Below are 26744 nucleotides of genomic sequence, written 5' to 3' on the forward strand. Positions count from 1 at the left end.
CCGCCTGCGATCCGGTAGTTGTCAACCTGTCTGAGACAGGTGGGTGTTGATTCCGGTGGCAGTTGGTAGTGGTGGTGCTTGTGGTGGTTTCCGGAATCGGTTGGGGTGTTGTTGGTAGTAGTGGTCGAGGGTGAGTTGACGCTGTCGGCGCACCTGGATGGCTGTGCCGGTGTGCACTTGTTCGGGTGTGCATCGGCCTAGCCCGCTGTGCCGGTGCTGGGTGCTGTAGCGATGAAAGAACGCCCTTGTCCACTCCCGTGCATGGTCGATATTCTCGAACTGAACAGGGCAGTCGAGGTCGTACTTGATTGTCTTGAACAGTGATTCGGAGAACGGGTTGTCGTCACTGACCCGCGGGCGGGAGAAAGAGGCGAACGCACCTGCCGAGTCGAGTGCGGCCATCAGCGGACCCGATCGCATGACCGAGCCGTTGTCGGCGTGGACGGTACCGGGGACGCCATGGGTTGCCCACGCTTGGGTGAACATGGAAACAGCGTGATCGATTTTCTCGTGATACTCGATTCGCCAAGCAACCGGATAGCGGGAGAACACGTCCATCACGGCGTACAACTTGTATCGATCTTGGTATCGTGGCCCTCGTAGTTCGGTGACATCCCATGACCACAGTTCACCGACTGCACCGGCATGCACGATAGGCGTTCTGCGAGAATGCTTTCCAGTGTTGTACTTGCGTCCCCGCCGGTCGCCGACGAATCGGACGGATCGAGCTATCCGATAGAAGGTCCGTTGCGAACACGACACTTTCCCGGCGTCGAGTGCACGCCAATATGTTTGGACGACAGACAGGTTCGCATACTGTTCGTCTGTCAAGACGGCCAGAACATCGGCCTTATCGGCTCCGGTCAATGTCGCCGGTTGGTGCCGGTCGGCGTGCGGAACCGGTGATGGAACCCTTCGATAATGGCTGTACTGCTGAGAGATTCGATAGAACGTCGATCGTGGGAGGCCGACCGACGCGCATGCCGCCGCCACCGTCACACCTGCAGAATGCAGGGATCGGACGGTGTCGGTCAGGACAAGCCTTTGCGGTGAAGCCAGCTCGCGTACTCCGTCGCACTCATCAACGACACCGGGATGTCGGGGCCCTCGTCCGAGCTCGTGGTCATCCCTTCCAAGAGCTCGTATGCTTTTCCCAAGATCTCTTGCACAGCTTCACTCTGTGTGACCTTCTTCTCGAGCTGATCGTTCTCGGTACGAAGTCGTGCCAGTTCAGCGCGCTCACGGTTTTCCATTTTGAACCTCGACTTGTCCGCCGCCTTGACCATTGCTGCAGTCAGCGTCCCATTGTCGCGCGATCGAAGCCAAGACTTCACTGTCGACTTGGGCAGGTTGTATTCACGCAACAACGCAGTCTTGGCTCCCCACTCGGTGCAGTCGTCCCACTGCCGAATGAACTCGACCTTGAACGCGATCGGGAACGATCTGTTGCCGGTCGGTGTACGCCCAACTTCGACGTCGATCATCTGTCCTCGCTTCCCCGCAACCCTGCCCGACATGTCTCACGACCATCCTGGCAAGGAACGGATCGGAGGATGGAATCCGAATCCGGGGAGCTGATTCGCAGCTCAGTCCCAGTTCACCTGGGACGCCATGCTCAACAGCTTTGTTCGACGCGTTTCGTTCGTCTCGCCGATCCGGGCGATGCGTCCGTAGACGTGTGCTCGAAAGTCGTTGTGGTCGTGTAGGTTCTGCTCGGCTGGTCCGGTGCTGATGCAGTTGTGCAGCAGTGCCCTGAGATTGTCGTATTCCTCTCGGGGCACTGCCGGCCACGAGTTGACGACGAGCCCGGTCAGCTGTTGTCGCTGATGAGCGCGTCGAACCCTGGTCTTGTCGGGATGAATCGTGAAGCCTTCGTCATGGGCGATCTGGGAAATCAACCACAGCAGTCTGTCGACGTCGATGTCTGCACCTCCGGAGAACGCCAGATCGTCGGCGTATCGGCTGTAGCGGGCACCGACGGACCGGGCCAGGCCTGCGGCCCGGATATCGAGTTGTCGCGCAGCCAGATTCGCCAAGGCCGGTGACGTGGGCGCACCCTGCGGCAAGTGGGTGGCGCGAAGCCGCGCCGCGGTGGGACGGTCCACGCCGACCAATTCGCCGGCAGGGGTGACTGTCGTGCACAGCGCGGCGAGATTCGCCGCGACCTTCCTGGGATAGCCGACCGCCTCGAAGATCGCGACCACGCGATCGAACCCGATGGACGGAAAGAAGCGTCGGAGATCCACCGAGATCACCACGTCGCGTTCGGAATGCGGCATCGCGAAGGTGCGCGGACTGCGCGCCTTCCGGAAGCCGTGCGCCGCTGGATGCGGCGGAATTCGATCGAGTATGCGGCGCAGTATCTTTCGCTGAATCTCACGCAAGCGCGGTTTCGGCACCTCCAGCAATCGCACGCCCTGACGTTTGTCGAGCCGCGCAGACCGATAGTGCTGCAACGGGAACGGCGCAGTACGGAGCCTGCCCTGCAGGTCGGCAAACCATTCGATTTCGGAGATCGTCAGGTCGAGAGATCGAGCCAGCTGACCGGTCGATTCGTACCGTGGTACCTCGAATCGCCAGGGTTTGAAGCGGGAGCTCGTATTGGGCCGCTTCGAGGACGCGGAGGGCTCCGAGATGAACGGAAGATCGCGCAACAAACCGAAAATCGACGCCTCGTCGAACGGCGGGCTGGGATACAGATCGATGATTCGGTCTGCGAGCCACGAGGCTCTCTCTGGCATGAAACGTGCGAACGCAACCTCGAGCCCCGACCGCGTCCACTCGGCATCGGCGGCCAGCCGCGCCAATGTCGCAGCGGCCCACGGGGTCAATTCGCGTTCGGTCACAGGCGGCTACCGATCGGGTGCAGCGCAATGACCTGCAACGCTGTGAGGTGCAACGGCACGGGGCGACCGAAATCTTTCGTCCTCGGAGCTGCCAAGCACGCGGAGCGTGCGGACCAGCTTCGGACGCAGTGCTCGATTCTCGTGATGTACCCAGGGGTTACCCCTGAGACCGGTCCCGCGGACCAACTCTCGCCCACGTGCCGCTGCATCCCTCCACCATGCCAAATCGAGGCCGATCTGTCAGCGCGTTGCCCGCGGGACCGTCACGGAAGGATCGATTCGAGTGCGCCCATGACGATGGTCGTCAACGACAGCCCGCCGGTTCCGAACGCCGCGGCCACGACGATGCCGACGAGGGCGTCCTCGCGCGACGGTGTCGGCGGTTCGATCGTCTTGTTCACCATCGTGAACGGCAGCGACCACAACACCTCAATACCTCCACCGAAAACGCGAGTCAACACCCCGAATTCGTTGTCACCCTGGTCCGACGAACCATTCAGCAGCACACTGTCTTCCAGATTCTTGGCGCGCAGCGACAGAGTACGTCCGCCGTACTGGATGCCGACGCGGTACGACCGCTTGAAGAGCCTCGCGCGGCCGGGATCGAGAACGATGTCGCATCCGTCGATGCTCGACTGCAGACCTGCGGCGATGCGCGTGCCGATCGGTGCCGTGTCCGAGATCCGAGGCCCCATGCGTGAAATCGTGACGGACATGGGTGCGCCCTCGCGATACGAACCGCAGATCTCGTCGTCCCGGTAGATCAGATCCAGTTCCCCGTAGATACCCGTCTCGACCAGCACGGTAGTGGAGCCTGGGTTGCCGTCGTCGCAATCCTGCACGTCTGCCAGCCTGCCATGGATTCTGCGTCTCCCGAATTACAGACACTCGGGAACCGACGCGGGTTGTGCTGCGTCCAAGAACGTAGGTGTTCTCGAGGAACGGACAAGAACAATGCGCAGGGCACGTCGATTCATCGCGGCAATGGCGGCACTTCTGCTGGCCGCAGGCTGCTCGAGCACTACGACGGGTGACGCGTCGCCGCGGGTGGAAACCAGCACCACCGTCGCGGCCCCAACTACGCCATGGGATCCCTGCACCATCCCCGACGAAGCCATCGAGCGAGCGGGATTGAACGTAGCCACCAAGGAGTCGGGTGTGTTCGGCCGAGATCAGAACGGATTCAAGATTTGTGGGTGGGTGAGTCGCTCGCCAGCCGACGGGTATTTCTTGCGCATTTTTGTTGGCCTTCAGAGCTTGGACTACATCGACGATCCGAGCTATTTCAATCGACTCGAGCCTGTTCGAGTAGGCACTCGGGATGCCACTCAGTACCAGCAGGTAGCCGCCGATGCATCCCGCAACTGCGGCGTCGCCTTCACCGCCGGAGCTGAACTGATCAGAGCAACTTTGGTTACAGGCCAACTGACTGGCAGCTCACCTTACGATCCGTGCACTGAACTCAATGCCGTAGTGGCCAGACTCGATTCCGAACTACCCAAATAGAACCGAGAGGAAGGGCTGCAACCGTGGTTGATTCTCGATCGAACCTGATTGCGCACTGGCAGGAGCTCAATGCCCAGGCCGATGCCGGCACGGTCACCATTCCAGCCGACGTTGCCGCAAAATGCGACGCAGCCTGTGTTACCTACCTGGCACACCTCAAGAAGATGCAGGTCGACGCGGTTGCTCTCACCGAGACCAAGTCCTGGGGCGACCTCAAGTCCGCCCAGGATTTGCAAGGCAAATTCCTGCGCCTGGCCACCGGCACCGATCGCTCTCTCGACGTCATTCTTCAGCAGCACATCGAGGTCATCGAATCCATGCGGATGCTTTTTCGTCGCTACTTCGACGAGACGCTCGATACCGATGACCGGACATCCGCGAACATCACCGCGTTCACTCCACAAAACTGAGTCCGGACTCACGCCGTTCGACGAACGATCTACGCCCTGCGCACGCATCCACGCCCCGTGCAGGCGGTGTGGATCAACACTGAGGGCGTAGATCGCGAAAGCGGATCCCCCTCGACAGCAAATCCGTCACGGGAACCGATGCCTACCGGAGTGCGTCCAAGAACGTAGGTGTTCTCGAGGAACGGACAAGAACAATGCGCAGGGCACGTCGATTCATCGCGGCAATGGCGGCACTTCTGCTGGCCGCAGGCTGCTCGAGCACTACGACGGGTGACGCGTCGCCGCGGGTGGAGACCAGCACCACCGTCGCGGCACCAGCTACGCCCTGGGATCCCTGCACCATCCCCGACGAAGCCATCGAGCGAGCGGGATTGAACGTAGCCACCAAGGAGTCGGGTGTGTTCGGCCGAGATCAGAATGGATTCAAGATCTGCGGATGGGAAGATCGACCGCCGAACAACAGGTATTACTTGTCTCTGATTGTCGGGCTCGAGACCTTGGACTTCATCAACGATCCAAGTACCTTCAACCGACTCCAACCCGTTCGAGTAGGCACTCGCAATGCCACCCAATACCAGCAGCTCGCGTCCGACGCATCACTCAATTGCGGCGTCGCCTTCACCGCAGGCCCCCAATTGATACGGGCGACGCTACTCACCGATGGACAGGTCCGAAACCCGCCGTACGACCCGTGCACGGAACTCAACAGAGTGGTAGCCGACCTCGACTCCGAACTTCCCATCTAGTTCCCACGATCGAGAGACGTCGAAACCGTGACCGACTCCCAACCAAACCTCATCGCACACTGGCAAGAACTCAACGCCCAGGCTGACGCCGGCACGATCACCATTCCGCCTGACGTCGCCGCAAAATGCGATGCAGCCTGCGTCGCCTACCTCGCGCATCTCAACGACATGAAGCGCAAAGCATCCGTCCTGAACGAGACCAAGTCCTGGGGCAACTTCAAATCCGCCCAGGATTTGCAAGCCAAGTTCCTCGCGAAAGCCACCGGAACAGATCGCTCTCTCGACATCATTCTTCAGCAGCACATCGACGTCATCGAATCCATGCGGATGCTCTTTCGTCGCTACTTCGACGAGACGACCGATACCGATGATCTGACGTCGTCGAACATCTCGGCGCTCGCTCCGGAGAACTGAAAGGTCGCAGGGCTTTTCGTTGGACCCCTACCTGCCGCTCGTCGTTGTCCAGACACCGTTTCAACGGCTCCGCGACTTTGCCGGCCCCACAATCCACGCCCCTCGCGGGCATTCACGCCCCGCGCACAAGGTGTGGATTCCCACGAGGGGCGTGAATCCCTGCATCGGGGCACTTACGTGACACCTGGTCCGTAATTGCACGTGACAGTTGTCAGCAGTTCGCCATGACGGCCGAAACGACCTGGCAATTGGCGTTGACCTGCGCTTTCTCCGAGGTGGAGAGTCTGATGTGTCGCCGAGGAACACGGCTGAAGATCCACAGACGAAAGAGCGAAGGGAATTGCAGATGATCACGCAGAATTCGACTCGCACCGAGGCGGTGGGTACCGAGACAGCACTCGCGGTACACGCCACCGGTGTCCACAAGTCGTTCAGCGACTCCACGGGCTCGAAGTTCCGCGCCGTTCGCGAACTGAACCTCTCGATTCCCCGCGGGCAGGTTGTGGCGTTTCTCGGGCCGAACGGCGCAGGCAAGAGCACGACGATCGACATGATCCTCGGACTCACCGAACCGGACGGCGGCACCATCGAGGTGCTCGGCACCGATCCGCTGACCGCCGCGTCGACAGGACGCAGCGCAGCGGTACTGCAGTCCGGTGGACTGTTGCCGGACGTCACCGTCGGCGCACTGGTCGCGATGATGGGGTCGCTGTACATCGGTGCCGATCCTGCCGCCGCGATCACCCGCGCCGGGCTCGGTGAACTGGTGAATCGACGCGTATCGAAATGCTCAGGTGGCGAACAGCAGAAAGTGCGGTTCGCTCTCGCGCTCCTGTCCAACCCCGAACTGCTGCTGCTCGACGAGCCGACCGCCGGCATGGATGTCACTGCGCGCAAGCACTTCTGGCAGGCGATGCACGCACAGGCAGCCAACGGCACCACCGTCATGTTCGCAACTCACTACCTCGAAGAGGCACAGGACTTCGCCGATCGCATCGTCGTCATCGTCGACGGAGCCCTCGTCGCCGACGGCACGGTGGCCCAGATCAAGGCCACCGTCTCCAATCGGACCGTCGACGCCAACCTGCCACGCTCCGAGGCCGAATTCGTTGCAGGGCAAACCAGCTCGCGGCTGCAGGAGCTCGCCAACGGCCGGTTCCGCTTCGTGTGCACCGATACCGACCCCGTGGTGCGCACACTGAGCACGTCGACCTCCGCGACAGATATCGCGATCGTGTCGGCCTCACTCGACGAAGCATTTTCGGCGCTGACCGACCGCACTCACCAGAACTGAGGACATCCGATGACCACTACGACCTCACTACGCCCCCGCCGCGGACTACACCCCACGTTCGTACTGCACGACATCCGCAGGCAGATCACCCCACAGAATCTGATCTTCACCGTCGCGCTGCCCGCCGTGCTCTACCTCGCCCTGTTCCGCGTCGTGGAACCCAGCGCCGGAGTCGATCTGCCGCACGGCAACTTTCAGGCCTGGATGATGATCGGAATCGCCGTCTACGGTGCGTCGATCGGCACCATCTCGCGGGCCGCAGGCATCTCGAACGAGAAGGCCAACGGCTGGCTGCGGACAATTCGCCTGTCGCCCTTGGGTGCCGGCGGCTACGTCGCATCGCGCATCATCGCCTGCCAGGTGTACGCGGCCATCCCGGTCATCGTGGTCGGCATCCTCGGAGCACTCACCGGAGCCCGCGCCGACGCGATCGTCTGGATCACCGGCCTCGTCGTGGCCTGGATCGGATCTGCCATCTTCTCCGCTCTCGGCCTGGTGCTCGGGATGCTGCTGCCACCCGAGGTGGTCACCCACGTTCCTGGCGTCGTCATGACCGGCCTCGCCTTCCTGGGCAACATTTTCATCCCACTCTCGGGCGGCATGCTCGCAATCGCACAGGTGACACCGCTCTACGGTGTGGCGACGTTGGCCCGCTACGCGCTGACCGACGGCTACAACCTCGACGGGTCTCACGCCTCTCTGGCAGGTGCCCTCATCAACGTCGCAGCCTGGTTCGTCGGATTCTCCTTCGCCGCCGTCCGACGATTCGCTGGGGCAACCGGCCGCCAGTGACTCACGTGTACTTCCCATCCTCTCCCAGCAGCACCCGACGCATCGGCCACTCCGGCCGCCGCGCCAGAAAGCATGCCCCGAACCTACGAGCACGAGGACCACCATGATCACCCTTCTCGCCCCCGGACAGGGAGCACAGACGCCGCGGATGCTGTCGCCGTGGCTCAAGGATCCCGATCGACATCGACTGGTAGAGAACTGGTCTCAACGCGCAGCCATCGACTTGATCGCGCTCGGCACCACCGCGAGCAAAGACGAGATCGCCCGTACCGAGAACGCACAGCCCCTACTCGTCACCGCCGCACTCCTTGCCGGGCTTCCGGTGATCGACGCCCTGGCAGACGCCGGCCAGGCCCACACCGCGGTGGCAGGGCATTCGGTCGGAGAACTGGCCGCAGCAGCGCTGGCCGGAGCACTCGACCCCGCGGACGCGGTACATCTGGCCGCCGTGCGGGGCCGCGCGATGGCCGCCGCGTGTGCAGCCACCACAGGATCGATGGCGGCCGTACTCGGCGGGGATCTCGAAACCGTCACCGACGCAATCGAATCAGCCGGCCTCACCGTGGCCAACCACAACGGCCCGGGTCAGGTGGTGGCCGCAGGTCCGATCGATGCGATCGAGGCTTTCGTCGCTGCACCACCCGTCGGAACCGCCGCACGCCGTCTGCACGTGGCAGGTGCGTTTCACAGTGCCGCGATGCAGTCGGCCACCGAGGTCTTCGCCGAGGCGATTGCGTCGGTACCTATCCGCGATGCCGACGTCCCCGTCGTGTCCAACGCCGACGGCGCGTTGGTCAGGAGTGCAACGTCCCTGTGCGAGCGACTCGTTGGACAGATCACCGAGCCCGTCCGCTGGGACCTCTGCCTCGAGACATTCCGCGCAGCCGACATCACCAGCGCGATCTGCCTACCACCGGCCGGCACTCTGGCCGGAATCGCCTCGCGCACATTGCCATCGGTCGCCGTCGTGCGCATCACCTCGCCGCGCGACATCGATCGCCTGGCGTCCACGACGAAGGGCCGATCCGATGCTGCTGCCTGAGCTCCTCGACCAGGGTCGGGAAACCGACATTGCCATCGTCGACGGCGATACCGAGCTCACCTACGGGTCGCTGCGGGAGCGCGTTCTGCGTGCGACGGCGTGGTTGATCGACAACGGCATCAGGCCCGGCGATCGTGTCGTACATCACGGCCGGTCCAGTGCAGCATTCGTCGAGCTGCTATTCGGAACCGTCTGTGCAGGAGCAGTGTTCGTACCGATCAACAACGAACTCACTGCGAGCCAGGCAGCACACATAGTCCGCGACAGTGGCTGCCGACTCGTCGTCACCGATCACCCAGAGCGTCACGAGGACAGCCCGGTGCGGGTTCTCACCGTCGACAGTGTCACTGCCGCCGTGGGAAGCTCCCGATCCACAACTCCGATCACCAGACCCGTTCGACCCGACGACATCGCACTGCTGATCTACACCTCCGGAACCACAGGTAGTCCCAAAGGTGTCGTGTGCCCACACCGAGCAGTGGCTGCCGCGGTCAGCGCCATCGGCACCGGCCTGGGCTACCGATCCGACGACGTTGTGCTGTGCCGTCTCCCCTTGTCGTTCGATTACGGCCTCTACCAGGTGTTTCTGTCCTTGGCAGTCGGAGCCTCGGTGGTGGTTGCCGAGGGGATCCAGGATCTGCGCATCCTCGACCTGGTGGTACGCCGCTCCGTGACCGTCATCCCACTGGTACCGGCGCTCGCCCAGATCCTGCGCATCGTGGCTCGCCGCACAGCCTCGATCACCACAGTTCGCCTCTTCACCAACACCGGTGCCCGGCTGGCACCCGAACTCGCTCGAACCCTGCTCCAGTCTTTCCCAGGATCCCGCTACGCCTCGATGTACGGCATGACCGAATGCAAGCGCATCTCCATTCTGCCGCCCGAGGAATTCGACGAGTACCCGGACTCGGTCGGGTACCCCATCGCCGGCGACGGCATTCGCATCGTCGCAGGTGACGGAACACCCGTGTCGTCAGGAACTGCCGGTGAGATCGTCGTCTCCGGCGAGACGGTCATGGCCGGGTACTGGAACGTACCGATGAACGCACAGAACAGATTTCGTCCCGGTGTCGATGGTCTCGAGCTGCACACCGGCGACCGCGGATACATGGACGACAGCGGGCGGCTTTACTTCTTGGGACGCGACGACGACGTCGTCAAACGCAACGGTGTTCGCATCTCACTCGTCGAAATCGAATCGTGTGCAGAGTCCTTCGACTCGGTGGACGAGGCGGTTGCCGTTGTCACCGAGGACGGAGCTCTGCGTCTGATCGTCACCGGGTCAGCCGATCCGCGCTGGGTGCATCAGCAGCTGCGCGCCGCACTCGATCCCGTCCGGCATCCCAACGCCGTGGTCCACCGCGCCCGCATCCCCCTCACCGCAAACGGAAAGCCCGACCGGCGCGCCCTGCGCGCCGAGCTCGACACCACCACCTCGACACCTTCAGGAGACCATCATGCAGCGCTCGCAGTTTGATTCCGTTCTCGCCGCTCTCGCCCCCGAGTCGGTCGTGGCACCCGACCGTCCGTTCTCGCAGTCGTCCATCGATTCCCTCGGCGTGGTCAACATCCTGGTTGCCATCGAGGATGCCTTCGGAGTCGAGTTCGACGAGCAATCCCTCACTGCAGGTGCGGCTCTGAGCCCAGACGTCCTGTTCGACACCGTATCGAATCTCGCTGCGGCATAGCTGCAGGAGTTCTTCGCACCCGACACTTCGAGGACGGATCTCACATGCTCACCACTGCACTGCCACCGACGCGACCCACCCGGTCTTCGTTACCCCGCCTGTTCGATACCGTGGCCGACACCATCAACCTTGCCGGCGGACTTCCGGATCCCGAGCTGTTCCCTTCCAGCGACATCAGCGATGCCATGCGCAGCATGCTGCGACTCGGCGGGCGAACTCTGCTGCAGTACTCCACCTATCGCATGCCCGACGCCTTGGCCGCCGCTATCACCGGGGCCATGGAATTCCGCGGAGCCTCGGTGAACGCGGCACATCTCGTCCCGACAGCCGGTTCGCAGAACGGGTTGCTCACCGTCGCATTGGCATTCGCCGGCAGCGGAGCCACCGTGCTGTGCGAGACACCGATCTACCCGGGTGCTGCGGCGGCGTTTCGTACCGCCGGCCTGCACACCGTCGCAGTCGAATCGGACCGCGAAGGCCCGACTCCGGAGTCCATCCGGACAGTCGCTGCCGACGTGCGCCGAACGGGCGGTCGCCCGGTGCTGCTCTACACCAATCCGACGTTCCACAACCCGACCGGGCGATCGTTGTCCGCGGACCGACGCGGGGGCATCGTCGAGGCGGCAGCATCGGCCGAGCTGACAGTGATCGAGGACGATCCCTATGCGTTGCTGAGCTTTCCGGGCGTGACGATCGACAACCGCACCGCCCCGACACTGCTCAGTCTCGATCCGCAGCGGGTGATACACCTCGGAACGTTCTCGAAGATCCTCGCACCCGGCCTGCGGTGCGGCTGGATCGAATCGCCCGCCGCGCTCGCCGACGAGCTACGCACCGTAGCCGAGATCACCACCCTCTCCCCCGCGTCGCTGGCCCAAGCAACCGTCGGCCGCTACTACGCCAAGCATGGCTGGCTCGATCTGGTGGATGCCTTCCGCACCGTCTATGCACGTCGTGCAGCACTGATGGACACTCAACTCGCCGAACGTCTCGATCAGGGCGAGTGGGAATGGCAATCTCCACGTGGCGGCTTCTACATCTGGTTGCGTCGTCGCGACGGCTACCCGACGGCATCGGTCGTCGAACATGCTGAAGCTCAGGGCGTTTCCGTCGTGGGTGGCAGCCACTTCTCGATCGCCGACGAACACGCCGACGGAATTCGTCTCAGCTTCTCCCACGTTCCCGACGGTTCCGTGGTCGAAGCGGTCACCCGGTTCGCCGCAGGCGTCACGGCTGCGCGAGCGGACGAGACCGAGAGGGCAGCGTCGTGACCGCCGTCGAACTTCGGCACACCACCGGGCATGCCGCGCTGACCGACCCGCCCTTCACCCGCACCCTCGCTCTGGGCACCACCGACTGGGACCTGTGGCGAACAGCCAATCTGCGCAGCGCCGGCTTCTCTGCCGACGGCCTCGACGTCTTCGGTGGGCCGTCCGTCGCCACCGAGGAGGAGTTCACCGCGTCCCGCGAAAAGGAGGAAGCTCGTCTGACGCTCCTGGTCGAGCGCGAGGATTTCGTCACCGCACTGGTGTGGCAGAACCGCGGTGCCTGGCGTCAGATTGCCAGTCCGTTCTGTGGATCGCCGTCCAAACGTCGACAGCGTCTGCGATCACTTGCCCTGTACTGGCAGCGCTACTGCGGGAAGGCCGAGACCATCGGCTATTTCGGTCCCGGGGCGTGGGTGGAACTGGGAGAGAGCACCGAGGGAGAGCTCGAGCACGGGCCGCAGCTGATCCGCGAACGCCGCACCTTCCTCGAGGCCTGGGCCGCGGCGGCGATCGGCGCAGCATGGTCCCGAGACGAGCAGATCCGGCGCTGGCTCCCGCCGTACCTTCGCCCCGATGTCGCAGTCGATACGGATCGGTCGCAGGCCCGATCGGGATCTCGCCGCATCCGGCTCGCCGAGGACGACCTCCGCATCGTGCTCCGCTGTGACGGGCACGCCACCATCGACCGGATAGCCGACGAACTCGCACTCGCCGCCACGGCGGTGGACACGGCAGTGCGCAAGCTCGTTCAGCGCAAGGTACTGAACTGGGACGCCAGAATTCCGACCACCGCCGACGCTCACCGCATTCTCGAGGCCCGCGTACTCCCCATCGCCGACGCCTCCGTGGCGGCCCGCTGCCTTCGCGATCTCGCGGACATCGACGGTGGGCTGCGGGCGGTCTCGGAGGCCGGAACGCCGGATGCACTCGACGCTGCTCTCACCGCACTCTCGGGCGACTTCGAGCGAATCGCCGAGGTGAAAGCACATCGCGCCGAAGCGAAGTCGTACGCCGCCCGCAGCGTCTGCTTCGAGGACGCGGCTCGCAATGTGACCATGACCATCGGTACCGCTGCGCTGGCACCGCATGCCGACGCTCTGGCACTCATCGCCGACGCCGCGCGGTGGTTCACCGATCGCCTCGCCTACTACGTCGTCGCCGAGATCGACGCGATCATCGACCGCGCGGCCCGCGGAGATCTGACCTCGATCACCCTTGCCGAGGTATGGCCCCGCACCATGACGGTGTTCTGGGGCGAGGGCACTGGGGTCGACCGCGCTCGCCGTGAACTCGCCGACCGATGGTCGCAGTCGATCGGCCTCGAACCGGGCGAGCTGGATGGTGCTGTCATCAAGCGCAGCGCAGCCGAACTGACGACACGGGCAGCATTCACCGATCTCACCGGTACCGCGGTGAATCTGCCGCACAGTCCGGATCTGCAGTTCGTCGCCGAGAACGCCGATCGGCTTCTGGCCGGTGACTCCACTGCGATTCTCGGCGAGATGCACGCCGCTCTGGTCTCGCTGGACGTGCCGGTGTTCACGTGGAACCTGGGCGCCGCCGACGACTTCCGCGACACCATCAACGCAGTCTCGGGGGTCCGCAGACTGGTCCCGCTGCTGCCCTCGACGTGGGAGCGCAACACCGGCCGGTTCGTACCTACCACGTGCGGCCACGACGAGACGTCGATCGGCTTCACCAATGCCGCTGCGCGCGAGCCTCGATCGGTGGTGGCGGCGTCGGACATTCGTTTCGACAGAACCGAGGGGCACACGTTCGTGGTGCTGCCCGACGGACGCCGATACACCCTCGCCGAAGCCTTCGCCGTGCCACTGTCGATCGTCGCAGCCGACGGCTTCAAGGTCGGGCTGCACGGACAGAGGACCCCCCGGCTCGAGGTCGATCGGACGGTGGTGTTCCGACAGACCTGGCGCAGTCCGTTCGCCGAACTCGCTCTGCCCGCAAAAACCGTTGCGTGGCAGGACTTCGTGGCCGTCACCCGTTGGCGCCGCCAGCTGGGATTGCCGGGCCGGGTGTACGCGAAGGTGCCGGGCGAGACGAAGCCGCTCTATCTCGACCTCGACAGTCCGACACTCGTGGCGGCGTTCGTCCATCAGGTCCGGCGCCGGCAGCACCGACTCGATCCGATCGTCGTCACCGAATGCCTGCCCGATCCGGGCAGTTCTTGGCTCGCCGACGCAGTCGGGCACCGCTACGTCAGCGAGATCCGTCTGCAGATGTTGCCGGCGACATCTCCCCCGAGAACCGGAGGTGCATCATGACCGTAATTCTGGACGGCACAGCAACCCGACATCCGATCAGCCCCGTGCACGACGGCATCGTCGCCGCAATCGGCGCGACCCCCATGGTCCGACTGGACCGACTGTTTCGCACCGTGTCCGCCAGCGTTCTCGCCAAGGTCGAACGCGCCAATCCCGGTGGTAGCACCAAGGATCGACCGGCGCGTGAGATGGTCGAGGCCGCCCTGGCAGAGGGTCGCGCTGTTCCCGGCGTCACCACGATCGTCGAATCCAGTTCAGGCAACCTCGGTGTCGCGCTCGCGCTGGTCTGTGCCTATCACCGCCTCGGTCTGCACGTGGTGACCGATCCGAAGGCATCGCACACCAATCTCTCGATCATGCGGGCACTGGGCGCACGGGTCGAGATAGTCACCGAACGCGACCACGCCACCGGCGAGTTCTTGCCTACCAGACTGCTCCGAGTCCAGGAGCTGCTGACGTCCATTCCCGGCGCACTGTGCCTCGATCAGTACAACAATCCGAGCGGAGCGGCCGCACACAGGAGAACAGCACGCGAAATCGTCGACGCCATAGGAGAACCCGATGTGTTGTTCGTGGCCGCCGGATCCTGCGGTTCGCTCCGCGGCATCGCAGATCACCTTCGCAGCAGCGGAGCCCATACGCGCATCGTGGCCGTCGATGCCTGCGGCAGCGCCATATTCGGTTCGATGGCACCGCCCGCTCCCGATTACGGCCGCACCCTCCCGGGACACGGATCCACCATGGTGCCCGGTCATTTCCGAGACGATCTGGCCGATGACGTCGTATTCGTCACCGACGCCGAGTGCGTGGCCGCGTGCCGGCTGCTCGCCGAGCGCGAGGCGATTCTCGCCGGCGGCTCGTCCGGTGCGGTGATCGCGGCCATCGCCGCGTACCTGCCTCGACTACCGGCAGGCAGCACCGTCGTGACCATCCTCCCCGATGGCGGTGACCGATACCTGCACTCGATCTACGACGACGCGTGGGTCCAGAACCACATAGGACTACCGGCGGTACTCGCCGCATCCACCCGACTCGAGGAGTTGCTTCGACGATGAAATTGATGACCGCAGACGATGTGCACCGCGCACTGGCGGACTCCGAGATGGCAGTGCTGCATGCCGTCCAATCTGCATACATCGCACATGATCTGGGTCAATCCGACCTGCCGTTCTCGGCGTTCGTGAGGCCCATCGACCAACCGGGCACACGCTTCATCGCACTGCCCGCCTATCTCGGTGGCGACCAGGCCCTCGCGGGCGTCAAATGGGTGTCGTCGTTTCCGCACAATGTGGACACCGGCCGTCAGCGGGCCTCGTCCCTGGTGCTCCTGTCGGGTCTCGACACCGGCTACCCGCGCGCAATCGTGGAAGGCAGCAGAATCAACGCCTGGCGTACCGCGGCCTCAGCGGCGCTGGCCAGCATGACGCTACGAGCCGGACAACCCGTCACGACGATCGGAGTGATCGGCTGCGGAACCATTGCGCTCGAACAGGTTCGGTTCCTTCGCGTCGCTCATCCCGAGGCACGCACGGCACTGCTGTTCGACCACGACCCCCACCGGGCCCGGCAATTCGGGGACGTCATCGGTCGCGAATTCCCACAGTTGACACCCATCATCGTCGACCGCGCCGAGCAGGTGATCCAGCGCGGTGACACGGTCGCCGTCACCACCACCGCACCCGCCCCCTGGCTCACCCTCGCTGCTTCGGGTAGGCCGACTGGTCAAGTGCTGCTGCACGTCTCGCTGCGAGATCTGACGGTCACGTCGATTCTGTCCTCGCACAACGTGGTCGACGACGTCGACCACGTCAATCGGGAGAACACCTCGATTGCGTTGGCGGCGCAGCAGCAACCGAACCTGTCTTTCGTGCACGGAACGCTCGGTTCGATTCTGCGCACCGGCACCTATCGGCCGGATCCGGCGGGAGTTGTGTTCTCTCCGTTCGGCCTCGGCATCCTCGACCTCGCCGTCGCGGCTCTGGTTCTCGAGCGATCGAGTCGCCTCGGTCTGGGGACCGAGGTTCCCGGCTTCGACCCGCCCGAACACATCGTGGCAGGAGCCACCAATTCGAGAGGAGCACGCTCATGACCGACACCCCCGTGACCGACCGTCCGCCCGTTGCACTCGTGACGGGAGGATCGCGCGGCATCGGAGCCGCCGTGGCGATCGGACTCGCCGAGGCAGGATGCGACGTGATCATCAACTACCGCAGCAGTTCCGAGGACGCCGAGAAGGTCGCCCAGTCCGTCCGTGAGCGCGGACGCGAAGCCACCACCATCGCCGCCGACGTATCCGATGAGACAGCCGTGATCGCGATGTTCCGTGAAATACGCTCCCGCTTCGGTCGACTCGACGTCGCGGTGCTCAATTCCGGTATCACCGCCGACGGGCACTTCGCGACGATGAGTGCCCGCAAGTGGGACTCCGTCATCGCCACCAACCTGACCGGCACATTCCTCACCGCCCGCGAGACCACGAAGCTCATGTTCTCCACCGGCGGCGCGATCGTGATGATCAGCTCCACCAGTGGTGTCGCCGGCAGGGCCGGTCAGGGAAACTACGCCGCCAGCAAGGGCGGCATCATCTCGATGGCGAAATCCCTCGCTGCCGAGGTAGCCGGACGCGGGATTCGCGTGAACGTGGTCGCCCCCGGATTCATCGAGACCGACATGGTTCGCGCGGTGCCGAAGGCCATGCGTGAGAGCGCTCGTAACGCGATCCCGCTGCAGCGCTTCGGTACTGCCGCCGAGGTTGCCCAGGCAGTCGTCTTTCTCGGCATGCCGACCTCGTCCTACATCACCGGCAAGGTCCTCACCGTCGACGGCGGCATGATCGCCGCCTGAACCGACTCCCCCCATCGATCCCCGAAATTCGACACACCATCCGGAAGGAACATCATGACCACCGCAACCCGCTCCTCCACTCGCGCCGCAGCCACCGAACGCCTCGCCCTAAACAACCGGCTCAAGGAACTCATCATCGACCGCCTGGGTCTGCAGACCTCGCCGGAACTGGTGTCGGACAACCAGCCTCTGTTCGGCCGCGGTATCGAGCTCGACTCGTTGGACACGCTCGAGCTCGTCGTGGCCGTGGCCGCCGAGTTCGAGGTCGACATCACCGACGACGACACCAAGGCGTTCGGCTCCATCAACGCCATGGTCGATCACATCGTCGATCGGACGCAGTGATGAGCGCTCCCACACTCGATTCCACCGCGCAGCGTTCCCCCGCACAGAAGACAAGAACACTGAGTTTCGGAATAGACGACATCCAACGAATGCTGCCGCATCGGTGGCCGATGTTGATGATCGATCGGGCCTACGACGTCGTACCGGGGAAGTCCGGCCGCGGCATCAAGGCCGTCTCGGTCAACGAGCCCTACTTCGCCGGCCACTACCCCGGCCACTCGATCATGCCGGGCGTCATGATCGTCGAGGCCATGGCCCAGCTGGTGGCCGTCGTGTACGTGGCCGAGAGTCTGGAGAAGTCCATCGGCGACGAGAACCCGGCCGACGGCGTCGGCTACCTCGGTTCGATCCGGGCCATGAAGTTCAATCGCCTGGTCGTGCCGGGAGACATGCTCGAGCTCGGTGCTCGCCTCGGTGCCAAGCTCGGTGGGTTGCGTTCCGTCGATGTCACGGCGTCGGTGGACGGCAAGCCAGTGGCGGCAGGCTCTCTCGTGGTGACCGAGGGGCGGGGGTGACATGAGCACCGGTTCGCACACCTCCATCAGACCGTTCACCCCCGACGACGCGGATCGCGTTGCCACTCTGCTCACCGCGCGAGCGGATTCACCCAATCGCGTCACCGGGGGAATCACCGGCGCAGATGTCCTCCGAGAACTCGAATTGCGTCGAACGGTAGCGTTTTTCGTGGCGGAGGACACCTCGGGTGATACGACCGAGCTGTACGGCACCCTCGGCCTGTTTCGCACGTCGGGTCGACGCACCACCGCACCCCGCGAGGTCATCGCCGACATGTTCTATCTCGCACCGGGTCGGCGCGGCGGGACTGCCACCGGCCGACTCTTCGCCGCCGCCCTCGAGTCGGTGTTCGACGCCGGCTACGACGTCCTACGTCTGACGGTCGATCCCGCCAATGCAACCGCGTTCTCGCTCTACCGCCGCGTCGGCAGCGTCTGCCTGCGGCACACTGTCGCCGGGGCCGACGGAAACGTCGAACTCGTCAACCACGTCCCGCTCGTCCTGCGTACCGTCGCTCCCCATCTCGACGACACGGCGCGGGCGGCGCTGCGAGCGATCACCTCGTTCGGATCGGTGACTGCCCCGCGCGGCACCGATCTCGGTGAGGATCTCGAGACGGTCGACGGAATGTCGTTCGTGCGATACCGGTTGCGATTCGGCGGGTATGCAGTCGACGCACTCGTGGATCCGCTCCACAACCTGGTCGATCGAGCGGTCGTGACCGACCCGGGCGGGTCCGAACACGTTCTGAGCCTGCCGATCGTGCCGCGGCCGAGGATGATCGCGTCATCGTCGGTCGAGGTGACGGCCGGGTCGATCAGGGCATCGGTCGATACCCGCGACGGGCTATTGCGGATGTTCGACGACCGAGCCGGCATCACCGGCCCACTGCTGACCTCGACTCTGCCGAACCTGCACGTCGATCATCTCTCCGGGTGGCGTGACTCTCAGCCACGCACCCTCGACGTGCAGGCACTCGGGCACACCATCCTGGTACAGGAACGCAGCGAGAACATCACGCTACGGGCACAATTCGAGGTCTCCCCCGACGGAGTGCGCCGCACGTACGCGCTGGACTGCGTCGGCGATTCTCGGTCCGAGTGGCAGGCAGATCTGTTCGATACCGTCGGCCTCCGGCACGGCACCGTAGATGTCGGCGACGGTCCGGCCCTGATCGCATCCGGTGTGGAGCTGCGAGATTCCTCCGAGATTCCCGCGGCTGCAGTACAACTCGATCCGAACGTGGACCCGATCTGGCAGGACCCTTCCCGTGGGGTCGTATTGCGCTACAACGGAATCCGCGGCGGCGGATTGGTGACCGGCACGCTGCTCGCCCATCGAGTGGAACCGGGCACGCAGACAATCGCCGTCACAGTGGAGGCCTCGGTACCGAGGCCCACGGCGTTGCTTCCGGCCTCGCCACTCGTCGAGGCCGCGTCGCCGGTCGAGGCGGTTCCGAACACGACGATCGCACTGGACGTCGAACGTGGCGTACTGGCACGGTGGCGGCGGGACGGCAGCCGAGTGTTGTCCACCCCGTGGCCACGAACGTCGGCGATCGGACCCGATCCTGCCCGCTCGGGTGGTCTCTGGGTTACCGTCGAACCGGGTCGCACAGATCGAGATCATGGAATAGGCTGGGGTGCAGCGCAATCCACTCGATGGAGTCTGTGCGGACAGTGGCTCGAAGGCCACGAAGGCTTGCTCCGATGGTCTGCTCGCCACCACACCGACACCAGTCACGATCTTCTCGCAGTCGAAGCCGACGCTCGCGGATCGGGTGACGTTGTCGTCTGGTCGACACCGACCGTCGCTCGTGGAGCGCGCATCGGAGTCCGCGACGGATCGGGCCCCGAGAACCTGCTCGATCTCGACCGTCGGTTCGAGATCTGGACCGACGAGCTCTCGGTTCCCACCGCAGCAGGCGTCACTCTGCGAATAAGGAACATCACCGGCCACGACCCGGAAATTCTCGTTCGTGCCACCTCGTCCGGACTCCTCGTCGGATGCGTCACCGCCACGTCGGACGTACCCGCATTGTGGGAATTCGACTGCACAGCAACAGCCTCGACCCTCTCGCTCGCCGGCTAGACCGCACTACCGAACCCATTCACCGCAACGAAAGGCCTACGACCATGAGCACCAACGACTACCGCATCGTCCGCGAAGCTGCCGGCGTGTACCCGATCGCCGCTCCGTTGATTCACCTCGAAGGCGACGAGCGTCTCGCCCTGCTCGACACCTTCCTGTCCAAGTCCTCCGACTTCGCCGATCCGGACACCACTCGCGAAGCACTCGCCCTGCGCGCCGACGGCTCACCGTTCGCCCTCGTTCTGCAGGTGGAGGGCGACGAGGACACGTGGCTGATTCCGCGCACCCCCATCACCGACGCCGAGGTGACCGAGTACGTCGGCGCACTCGAGATCCCCGAGGGCGTCAGCGTCACCGTGGCCCCCGAAGGCTGGTCGGCCATCGCGGTCGAGGGCCCGCTCGCACCCCGCGTCGCCGAGAACTTCGTCGACGGCGACATCGAGGACTTGCTCTTGCACTCGGTGGTCGACATCGAGCGTGAGTCCGGTGACGGGCAGGGCCGGCTCGCCCGAGTCGGTACGACGGGCGAGTACGGCTACCTGCTACTCACCACCGACGGCGAGGCCGATCTGGCACAGTTCGTGGAACTGGCCACTGCGGTCGACGGCGGCGCGGTCGGTCCCGATGGACTGGCACGAGTGCGTGCCGAGGCCGGAATGCCCTACTACGATCACGGATTCGCGACCCTGAGCGTTGCCGAAGCAGATCTGTCGTGGATCGTCGACTGGGAGCGCATCGGCGAATTCCTCGGTTCGGACGAGCTCGTTCGCCCCGCGGCCGACTCGCCCAAACTGACGCCGGTCGTCACCGCCCCCGGCACCCGGATCGCCGCAGGAGCGCCGGTCATCGCCGACGGCGAGCGTATCGGCACGATCGTCTGGACTGCAGCGGCAGGCAACGACACCGAGGAGCTCGCGTTCGCACTACTCGACGACCCGTTCGTCGTACCGGCGCTGGACGTGACGATCGACGAGGTCACCGCAGTCACCGTCACCCTGCCCCGGGTGCTCTCGCGCTCCAGCGCGGGCGCATCGGCCTGATCACCGAGATCGCCGAACCTATTGAAGGAGATGACATGACACATCAGGAGATCGCCGTCACCGGCGTCGGGCTCATCACGGCCGCAGGTGCCACCACCGAGGAATGCTGGGATGCCATCTCCAACGGCCGGTCCGGCATCCGCATCAACACCCTGTTCGACACATCTCAACTACGTACCGAATGGGCCGGCATGGTCGAAGCGCCATTGCGCGAGGACCTGGACCGGTGCTACGCCCTGGCCGAACGCGCGATCCGCGAGGCGTTCGCCGGTGCCGACTTCGACCCGGCGCGGTCGGATCGACGCGTCGCCGTGGTCGTCGGCAGCAGTCTGGGGGCCATGCCTACTCTCGAGGCCGAGCATCGACGTTTCGTGGAGACGTCCGGTTTCGATCATGTGGCCGTGGCGAATTCGCAGCTGCACTGTGTCGCCGACTGGATCGCGGGAGAGTTCGGCATCTCGGGCCCCCGCATCGTGACGTCCAATGCCTGCGCTGCCAGTGCCGTTGCCGTCGGCTACGCCGCCGAACTGTTGTGGAACGACGAGGTGGACGTGGTGCTCTGCGGCGGCGTCGACCCTCTCGCGTCCCTGTCGGCCCACGGGTTCACCTGCCTGGGTGCTCTGGATCCGCAGCCGTGCTCTCCGATGGCGGCGTCCACCGGAATCTCACTCGGCGAGGGCGCGGGGTTCATGATTCTCGAACGCACCGACGAGGCCCGTGACCGCGGGGCTCGGGTCATCGCCGAGGTCGCCGGCTACGGCCTGACACTCGACGGTTACCACCAGACGGCACCGGACCCCACCGGCGAGGGCGCAGCTCGGTCGATCACCGAGGCGCTCCGCACAGCGGGGCTCCACGCCGACGACATCGACTACGTCAACCTGCACGGCACCGGTACCCCGACCAACGACGTGGTGGAGCCCAAAGCAATTCGGGCCGTGTTCGGCAAGGATGCGCCACCCGCCAGCACCACGAAGTCGATGATCGGACACACCCTCGGCGCAGCCGGAGCCGTCGAGGCGGTGTGCTGCATCCTCGCCATCGCCACCGACCTTCAACCACCTACCGTCAACACCCGCGGGCTCGAGGGAGCGACCGGCCTCGATATCGTTCCCGATATCGGACGGTCCGCGAAGACCGATGTGGTGCTGTCCAATTCGTTCGCCTTCGGCGGCAACAACGCCTCGCTCGTCATCACCCGCGCCGGACAGACACGTGACGAGCACATCGCCCCGCGCCGCGTCCGCACCACCGCGGTCATCACGGGGATGTCCGCCATCGCTGGTACCGCCACGTCCACCGAGGAGACAGTGGCCGCGGTGGCGTCGGGAACGCCGTTGTTCGGGGTCGAGACAATCGAACCGTCGGAGAAGTCGATGTTGTTCGGCAAGGCGAATATTCGCGGTCTGTCGAAAGGCGTCAATCCCGCGAAGCTACGTCGGATGGATCCGCTCAGCATCTTGGCCGCCGCCGCCACCAACGACCTACTGAAGAAGTTCGGCAAGCTCACGCGCGCCGAGGCCGAAGAGACCGGCGTGATCTTCGCGACCGGCTACGGCCCGACGACGGCCGTGTCGGATTTCCACCGCGGCATCGTCGAACACGGCGCGGCCGGGGCGAATGCTCTGGTGTTTCCCAACACCGTCGTCAACGCCGCAGCCGGACATCTGGCCATGCTCAATCGCTTTCGCGGTTACACGGCCACCATTTCGACGGGTGGAACCAGTGCGATCGCGGCCCTGCACCTGGCCAACCGAGTCATCGAACGCGGGGCCGCCAAGCGCATCCTCGTTGTCATCGCAGACGAATTCCCCGAGATGGCTGCTCGCACTGTGGCCGGGTTCCCCGGATATCGCGGCGTCGAGGAGGCCGAGACCGGCGACGGCATGGTGCTCAGCGAGGGATGCGCCGCATTCCTCGTCGAGTCCGAGGATGCCGCGACGGCGCGCGGAGTGACTCCGGTGGCGGCACTCGAGGGATTCGGATCCGCCGGCGACACCGACGGCGTCGGACGAATAGATCCGAAAGGTACCCACTGGAGCTCGGCGATGTCGACCGCGTTGCAGCAGGCCGGCATCGACGCCACAGATGTCGATGCCGTAGTTCCCTCGGCGGTCGGGAGTGATCTACTCTCCCGTGCGGAGCACTCTGCCTTTGCTGCAACGGGACTCGCCGACTCGGCTCGGCATCTGTTCAAGAACACCACGGGCGAGACGTTCGGCTCCTCGTCCGCCATCGGTCTGGTGACCGCACTGTCGACGCCCGAGGGCCCGTCCCGAGTACTGGTGTCGGCTCAGGCGTACGGCGGCAGCTACGCCGCGTTGGTCGCCCGGAGGCTCTCGTGAGGACCTCTGCCGTCATCGACGTGATCTCCTCTCGCCGACGCTCTCTGCCACGCGATCGCGCAGGCTATCCGGTACGACTGCACGGTCGTGGTCTGATCGCTACGGCCGTGCAGTGCCGTGACGGCGTCGCACCGGACCGGCGGTCTGTACGCGCGGATGCACTGCGGCGCTGGACCGTTGCCGATCATGGCCTGCATGCCTCGGTGGCACACTGTGGTGCCGATGCGGTCGTGGCCTTGCACCCGAGCGCCCCGGTGGGGGTGGACCTGCAGGATTCGCGCCCTCGGCCGTTGGCGTTGGCGTGGTTGGGCGAGCTGGTCGGACTACCCGGTCCGTGCACCATCGCCCAGTTCGCCGAATGCGAGGCGCTCATCAAGGCCTCGCATCTGACAAAGGAGACGTTCCACGGAGTGCGCCTGCCCGACGCAGCCCCCGGCTGGCGGCCCATGCACGACGGCTACTGGGTCCATACCGACGTCAGGCCCGACGGCAGTGCCGTGGCAGTTGTCACCACCGAGCCACTACCGCTGCGCTGCAGCGTGATCGACGGTTCGCCCAGATTCGAGGAGGCCGCATGAGCGCCGCACCAGTACTCGACCACCGGTATCGTCGACGGCTCTCGCGGGTGGAACGCACCTACGTCAACGCCCGCACCCTCGGTGCGAACACACTTATTCGCCTGGTGGTGGACGGCACCGGATCGATCGACCCGGCGGAATTCGACGCGGCCGTCGCGGCGGCGTTCGCCCTCTCCCCCGGACTGTCGGTGCGTCGGCGCGGTGCCACCTGGCACGGCGGCGGCCCTCTACCGGTGGTCACCCATCTGCCGATCGACCGATTGCACTCCGACGCAACGTTCTTTCACGATCCGATCGACATCACCGAGGGCCCAGTGGTGCGGATCGCCGTCGGGCATTCCGATCCGGCCTTGGCCACCGACGCGCGCACCCGCATCGCAGCCGTGGTCGATCATGCGGTCACCGACGGGCACGGCTTCACCGCCTGGCTCGCCGATGTGTTCCGCGAGCTACGAGGCGAAGCGGCCCTGGGCTTTCCGTCGGAGGACGCCGATATCGACGTCGCACGCCGAGCACCGACATTCGGCAAGCGCAGCGCGCCGTCGCCTGCACCGCAGACACGTCCCTCACCGCTTCGTCGTAGCGGCAACAGCGAGGAGACGACAGCGTGCTGGTATCGAGCCGAACTTCCGCCGGTCACCGAACCGGTAGTCGGACACATCGTGGCAGCAGTGGCGAAGTCACTGAGATCGGATGCAGGCACCGTGTCGATTCCCGTCGATCTGCGACGGCACAGCCCCAGCGTCCGATCCACCGCCAATCTGTCCTCGCCCATCGCGATCCCGATCACCGGCGAGACGGACGCTCGGGCCGCCCAGGGCGCAGTGTTGATGGCCCTGATGCGCGGCCGAGAACTCGACCCGTACCGCAGCGACTATCGCGCCTCCAACGGCTTTGCCAGAACTCTCGACTCCGCTCTGGGCACCGACTCCCCCGGTGGGCATCCCGTCACTGCAATCATCTCCGACCACGGCAGCATCGACGAAAGTCTCTTCCGTACAGCATCTTTCGACCCGATGACGATCAGTACACTGCCGATGGTCGTGCCGCACGCGTCGATGTTCGTCAGTGCCGTCACGACGTCGAGGTCGACGGTACTGACCCTCGGCTGCCGGCGCGACGACGACCCAGAGCTGTGCCTGGCCCTGCTCAACTACGCCTCCGTTGCCCTCGGCGGTGCCGCGAACGCCGCGGCGCTGCCGGGCGGCGACCCCGCCGACCGAGGAAGTATCCGATGACCATCCGTACCGTCGAACTGGAATCCGACACGGCCACAGCCGCGCCCGCCGAGACCGCACCCTCGCGCAGAGCCCGCGTGACCATCGCCTGTGCCCTGGCCGGAACCTTGCTGGCGACCCTGGACACCACCGTCGTCAACGTCGCGCTGCATTCGGTGACCGAACGGTTCGGCACCATCGACAAGGTCCAATGGATCGTCACCGGGTATCTCCTGGCATTGGTCGCCGCGATGCCGCTGGCCGGTTGGCTCGCCGCTCGCGTCGGTGCAGGACGGGCATATCTGGGCGCAATAGCATTGTTCGGCATTGGCTCTGCGCTCTGCGCGCTCAGTCCGTCCCTCGAACTACTCGTCGCCTCGCGCGTCCTGTCCGGTGCCGCAGCGGGAATCATCATCCCTCTGGCCACCGTTCTGGTCGCGCGCGATGTCTCCCGCGAGCAATTCGCTCGCGTGCAGGCTCTCAACGGCAGCATCCAACTCATCGGTCCATTGCTGGGCCCGACGGTGGGCGGCTTGCTCATCGAGGTCGGCGGCTGGCCCGCCGTGTTCTGGCTCAATGTCCCGGTGTGCATCGGCATCGCCTGCATCGGAGCCTTCGTCGTCGGACCTAGGCCCACTGGACGCCCTCGACCCCTCGATGTCCTCGGGCTGGTGACCGGTGCAACCGCGACAGTCTGCGCGGTCTCCGCCATCTCCGCACTGTCGCAGGACGATTCGTTGCGTTGGATCCGGGTTGCCGGGCTCGCGGCGATCAGTGCAGTGGCTTTGGTGCTGTTCGTGTTGCGGGAGAACCGAATCGAGCACCCGTTGCTCGATCTGAGCCTCATGCGTCATCGCATCTTCGCTCGCGCCTCGGTGAACGTCTTTCTCCTCGGCTTCTTGCTCTACGCCCCGATGGTCGTCATTCCGCTGTATTTCTCGGCCGCCCGCGGTGAATCCAGTGTCACCACCGGACTGTTGCTCTCCACCGCGGGTCTCGGCGTGGTGATCTCCGGGAGCCTGTGCCCGCGCCTGATGCGGCGGTGGGGCGCGGGCCGCACGATGATCGTGGGTATCGTCGCCACCTTCGTCGCGACCGTCCCGCTCGTCACCCTGTCCGACGACACGTCCTATCCGCTGCTGTGCGGACTGCTCGTCGTCCGAGGGGCGGGCATCGGCCTTGCGGTTGTCGCGGTGATGACCAGGGCGTACCAGTCGAGCCCCGCCGAGTCGATCGCCGATGCCGCAGCTCAGCTCAATTTGCTGCAACGGATAGGCGGCGCTCTGGCAGCCGCCATCGTCTCTCTCGTGCTCTCACGGGCCGCGACCGAGCACGGCGGTTTGGTCCCCGGGGCGTTCGCGCAGACCAGCTGGTGGCTCGTCGGTGCCGCTGCCGTGACGCTCGTGCCCGCCATTGCGCTGGCCAGGGCCGAGGTCCGCACCGAGTCCTGATACCGACCACCTGGCCCTGTTGCTGTTGC

General features: G+C 64.9%; 26 protein-coding genes. 22 read left to right on the forward strand and 4 right to left on the reverse strand.

What is annotated here, in order from left to right; translation table 11 throughout:
- Positions 1 to 21 precede the first annotated feature (21 nt).
- From O4220_RS27815 to O4220_RS01320, 4 genes are all read right to left on the reverse strand, one after another.
- The gene (locus O4220_RS27815) at positions 22 to 999 is read right to left on the reverse strand and encodes a DDE-type integrase/transposase/recombinase (RefSeq protein ID WP_332112792.1); all 978 of its coding nucleotides are present in this window, start codon (positions 997 to 999) and stop codon (positions 22 to 24) included.
- 32 nt (positions 1000 to 1031) lie between these two features.
- The gene (locus O4220_RS01310; RefSeq protein WP_269601745.1) at positions 1032 to 1484 is read right to left on the reverse strand and encodes a hypothetical protein; all 453 of its coding nucleotides are present in this window, start codon (positions 1482 to 1484) and stop codon (positions 1032 to 1034) included.
- 102 nt (positions 1485 to 1586) lie between these two features.
- Positions 1587 to 2846, reverse strand: a complete 1260-nt coding sequence (locus tag O4220_RS01315; RefSeq protein ID WP_269601746.1) for a reverse transcriptase family protein — start codon at positions 2844 to 2846, stop codon at positions 1587 to 1589.
- A 263-nt stretch (positions 2847 to 3109) separates the two neighbouring features.
- Positions 3110 to 3688, reverse strand: a complete 579-nt coding sequence (locus O4220_RS01320; protein ID WP_269601747.1) for a hypothetical protein — start codon at positions 3686 to 3688, stop codon at positions 3110 to 3112.
- A gap of 112 nt (positions 3689 to 3800) precedes the next feature.
- Here O4220_RS01320 and O4220_RS01325 point away from each other — a divergent pair, with 112 nt between their 5' ends.
- The 22 genes from O4220_RS01325 to O4220_RS01430 all read left to right on the forward strand — a co-directional run bounded on the left by O4220_RS01325 (position 3801) and on the right by O4220_RS01430 (position 26715).
- Positions 3801 to 4352, forward strand: a complete 552-nt coding sequence (locus O4220_RS01325; RefSeq protein ID WP_269601749.1) for a DUF3558 family protein — start codon at positions 3801 to 3803, stop codon at positions 4350 to 4352.
- 23 nt (positions 4353 to 4375) lie between these two features.
- Positions 4376 to 4762 (forward strand): hypothetical protein, encoded by a 387-nt coding sequence (locus O4220_RS01330; protein ID WP_269601750.1) that lies wholly within the window; start codon positions 4376 to 4378, stop codon positions 4760 to 4762.
- A 194-nt stretch (positions 4763 to 4956) separates the two neighbouring features.
- Positions 4957 to 5508 carry a DUF3558 family protein gene (locus O4220_RS01335; RefSeq protein ID WP_269601751.1) on the forward strand — a complete coding sequence of 184 codons (552 nt, stop codon included), beginning with the start codon at positions 4957 to 4959 and terminating at the stop codon, positions 5506 to 5508.
- Between the two features lie 27 nt (positions 5509 to 5535).
- The gene (locus O4220_RS01340; protein ID WP_269601752.1) at positions 5536 to 5922 is read left to right on the forward strand and encodes a hypothetical protein; all 387 of its coding nucleotides are present in this window, start codon (positions 5536 to 5538) and stop codon (positions 5920 to 5922) included.
- Positions 5923 to 6268: 346 nt separating this feature from the next.
- A complete protein-coding gene (locus O4220_RS01345; protein ID WP_269601753.1) occupies positions 6269 to 7216 on the forward strand; it encodes an ABC transporter ATP-binding protein in 948 nt (315 codons plus the stop codon).
- 9 nt (positions 7217 to 7225) lie between these two features.
- Positions 7226 to 8008, forward strand: coding sequence for an ABC transporter permease (locus O4220_RS01350; protein ID WP_269601754.1), 783 nt, complete (start codon positions 7226 to 7228; stop codon positions 8006 to 8008).
- 103 nt (positions 8009 to 8111) lie between these two features.
- Entirely contained in the window at positions 8112 to 9050 is a 939-nt protein-coding gene (locus O4220_RS01355) for an ACP S-malonyltransferase (RefSeq protein WP_269601755.1), read from the forward strand.
- Positions 9037 to 10527 (forward strand): class I adenylate-forming enzyme family protein, encoded by a 1491-nt coding sequence (locus tag O4220_RS01360; protein WP_269601756.1) that lies wholly within the window; start codon positions 9037 to 9039, stop codon positions 10525 to 10527. Before O4220_RS01355 ends, O4220_RS01360 begins: the two co-directional genes overlap by 14 nt.
- Complete coding sequence (locus O4220_RS01365) at positions 10508 to 10738, forward strand: phosphopantetheine-binding protein (RefSeq protein ID WP_269601757.1); 231 nt, start codon at positions 10508 to 10510, stop codon at positions 10736 to 10738. The genes O4220_RS01360 and O4220_RS01365 overlap by 20 nt, the downstream gene beginning before the upstream one ends.
- Positions 10739 to 10782: 44 nt before the next feature.
- Complete coding sequence (locus tag O4220_RS01370) at positions 10783 to 12009, forward strand: PLP-dependent aminotransferase family protein (RefSeq protein WP_269601758.1); 1227 nt, start codon at positions 10783 to 10785, stop codon at positions 12007 to 12009.
- A complete protein-coding gene (locus O4220_RS01375; protein WP_269601759.1) occupies positions 12006 to 14288 on the forward strand; it encodes a lantibiotic dehydratase in 2283 nt (760 codons plus the stop codon). Before O4220_RS01370 ends, O4220_RS01375 begins: the two co-directional genes overlap by 4 nt.
- The gene (gene sbnA, locus O4220_RS01380) at positions 14285 to 15343 is read left to right on the forward strand and encodes a 2,3-diaminopropionate biosynthesis protein SbnA (RefSeq protein WP_269601760.1); all 1059 of its coding nucleotides are present in this window, start codon (positions 14285 to 14287) and stop codon (positions 15341 to 15343) included. Before O4220_RS01375 ends, sbnA begins: the two co-directional genes overlap by 4 nt.
- A complete protein-coding gene (locus O4220_RS01385; RefSeq protein WP_269601761.1) occupies positions 15340 to 16377 on the forward strand; it encodes a hypothetical protein in 1038 nt (345 codons plus the stop codon). Before sbnA ends, O4220_RS01385 begins: the two co-directional genes overlap by 4 nt.
- The gene (gene fabG, locus O4220_RS01390; protein ID WP_094611301.1) at positions 16374 to 17132 is read left to right on the forward strand and encodes a 3-oxoacyl-ACP reductase FabG; all 759 of its coding nucleotides are present in this window, start codon (positions 16374 to 16376) and stop codon (positions 17130 to 17132) included. Before O4220_RS01385 ends, fabG begins: the two co-directional genes overlap by 4 nt.
- A gap of 54 nt (positions 17133 to 17186) precedes the next feature.
- Positions 17187 to 17477, forward strand: a complete 291-nt coding sequence (locus tag O4220_RS01395; RefSeq protein ID WP_032378844.1) for an acyl carrier protein — start codon at positions 17187 to 17189, stop codon at positions 17475 to 17477.
- On the forward strand, positions 17477 to 17992 hold the full coding sequence (fabZ, locus tag O4220_RS01400) for a 3-hydroxyacyl-ACP dehydratase FabZ (protein WP_032401585.1): 516 nt from the start codon (positions 17477 to 17479) through the stop codon (positions 17990 to 17992). Before O4220_RS01395 ends, fabZ begins: the two co-directional genes overlap by 1 nt.
- Position 17993: 1 nt before the next feature.
- Positions 17994 to 20084: a hypothetical protein gene (locus tag O4220_RS01405; RefSeq protein WP_269601763.1), complete on the forward strand. Its 2091-nt coding sequence runs from the start codon at positions 17994 to 17996 to the stop codon at positions 20082 to 20084.
- Positions 20085 to 20128: 44 nt separating this feature from the next.
- A complete protein-coding gene (locus O4220_RS01410; protein ID WP_332112793.1) occupies positions 20129 to 21124 on the forward strand; it encodes a hypothetical protein in 996 nt (331 codons plus the stop codon).
- A gap of 35 nt (positions 21125 to 21159) precedes the next feature.
- Positions 21160 to 23469 (forward strand): beta-ketoacyl-[acyl-carrier-protein] synthase family protein, encoded by a 2310-nt coding sequence (locus tag O4220_RS01415; RefSeq protein WP_269601765.1) that lies wholly within the window; start codon positions 21160 to 21162, stop codon positions 23467 to 23469.
- Positions 23466 to 24047 (forward strand): 4'-phosphopantetheinyl transferase family protein, encoded by a 582-nt coding sequence (locus O4220_RS01420; RefSeq protein ID WP_269601766.1) that lies wholly within the window; start codon positions 23466 to 23468, stop codon positions 24045 to 24047. The genes O4220_RS01415 and O4220_RS01420 overlap by 4 nt, the downstream gene beginning before the upstream one ends.
- Positions 24044 to 25285, forward strand: coding sequence for a hypothetical protein (locus O4220_RS01425; protein WP_269601767.1), 1242 nt, complete (start codon positions 24044 to 24046; stop codon positions 25283 to 25285). Before O4220_RS01420 ends, O4220_RS01425 begins: the two co-directional genes overlap by 4 nt.
- The gene (locus O4220_RS01430; RefSeq protein ID WP_269601768.1) at positions 25282 to 26715 is read left to right on the forward strand and encodes a DHA2 family efflux MFS transporter permease subunit; all 1434 of its coding nucleotides are present in this window, start codon (positions 25282 to 25284) and stop codon (positions 26713 to 26715) included. Before O4220_RS01425 ends, O4220_RS01430 begins: the two co-directional genes overlap by 4 nt.
- The last annotated feature ends 29 nt before the right edge of the window (positions 26716 to 26744 follow it).

The sequence above is a fragment of the Rhodococcus ruber genome (assembly GCF_027270735.1).
GTDB classification, from domain to species: Bacteria; Actinomycetota; Actinomycetes; order Mycobacteriales; family Mycobacteriaceae; genus Rhodococcoides; species Rhodococcoides rubrum_A.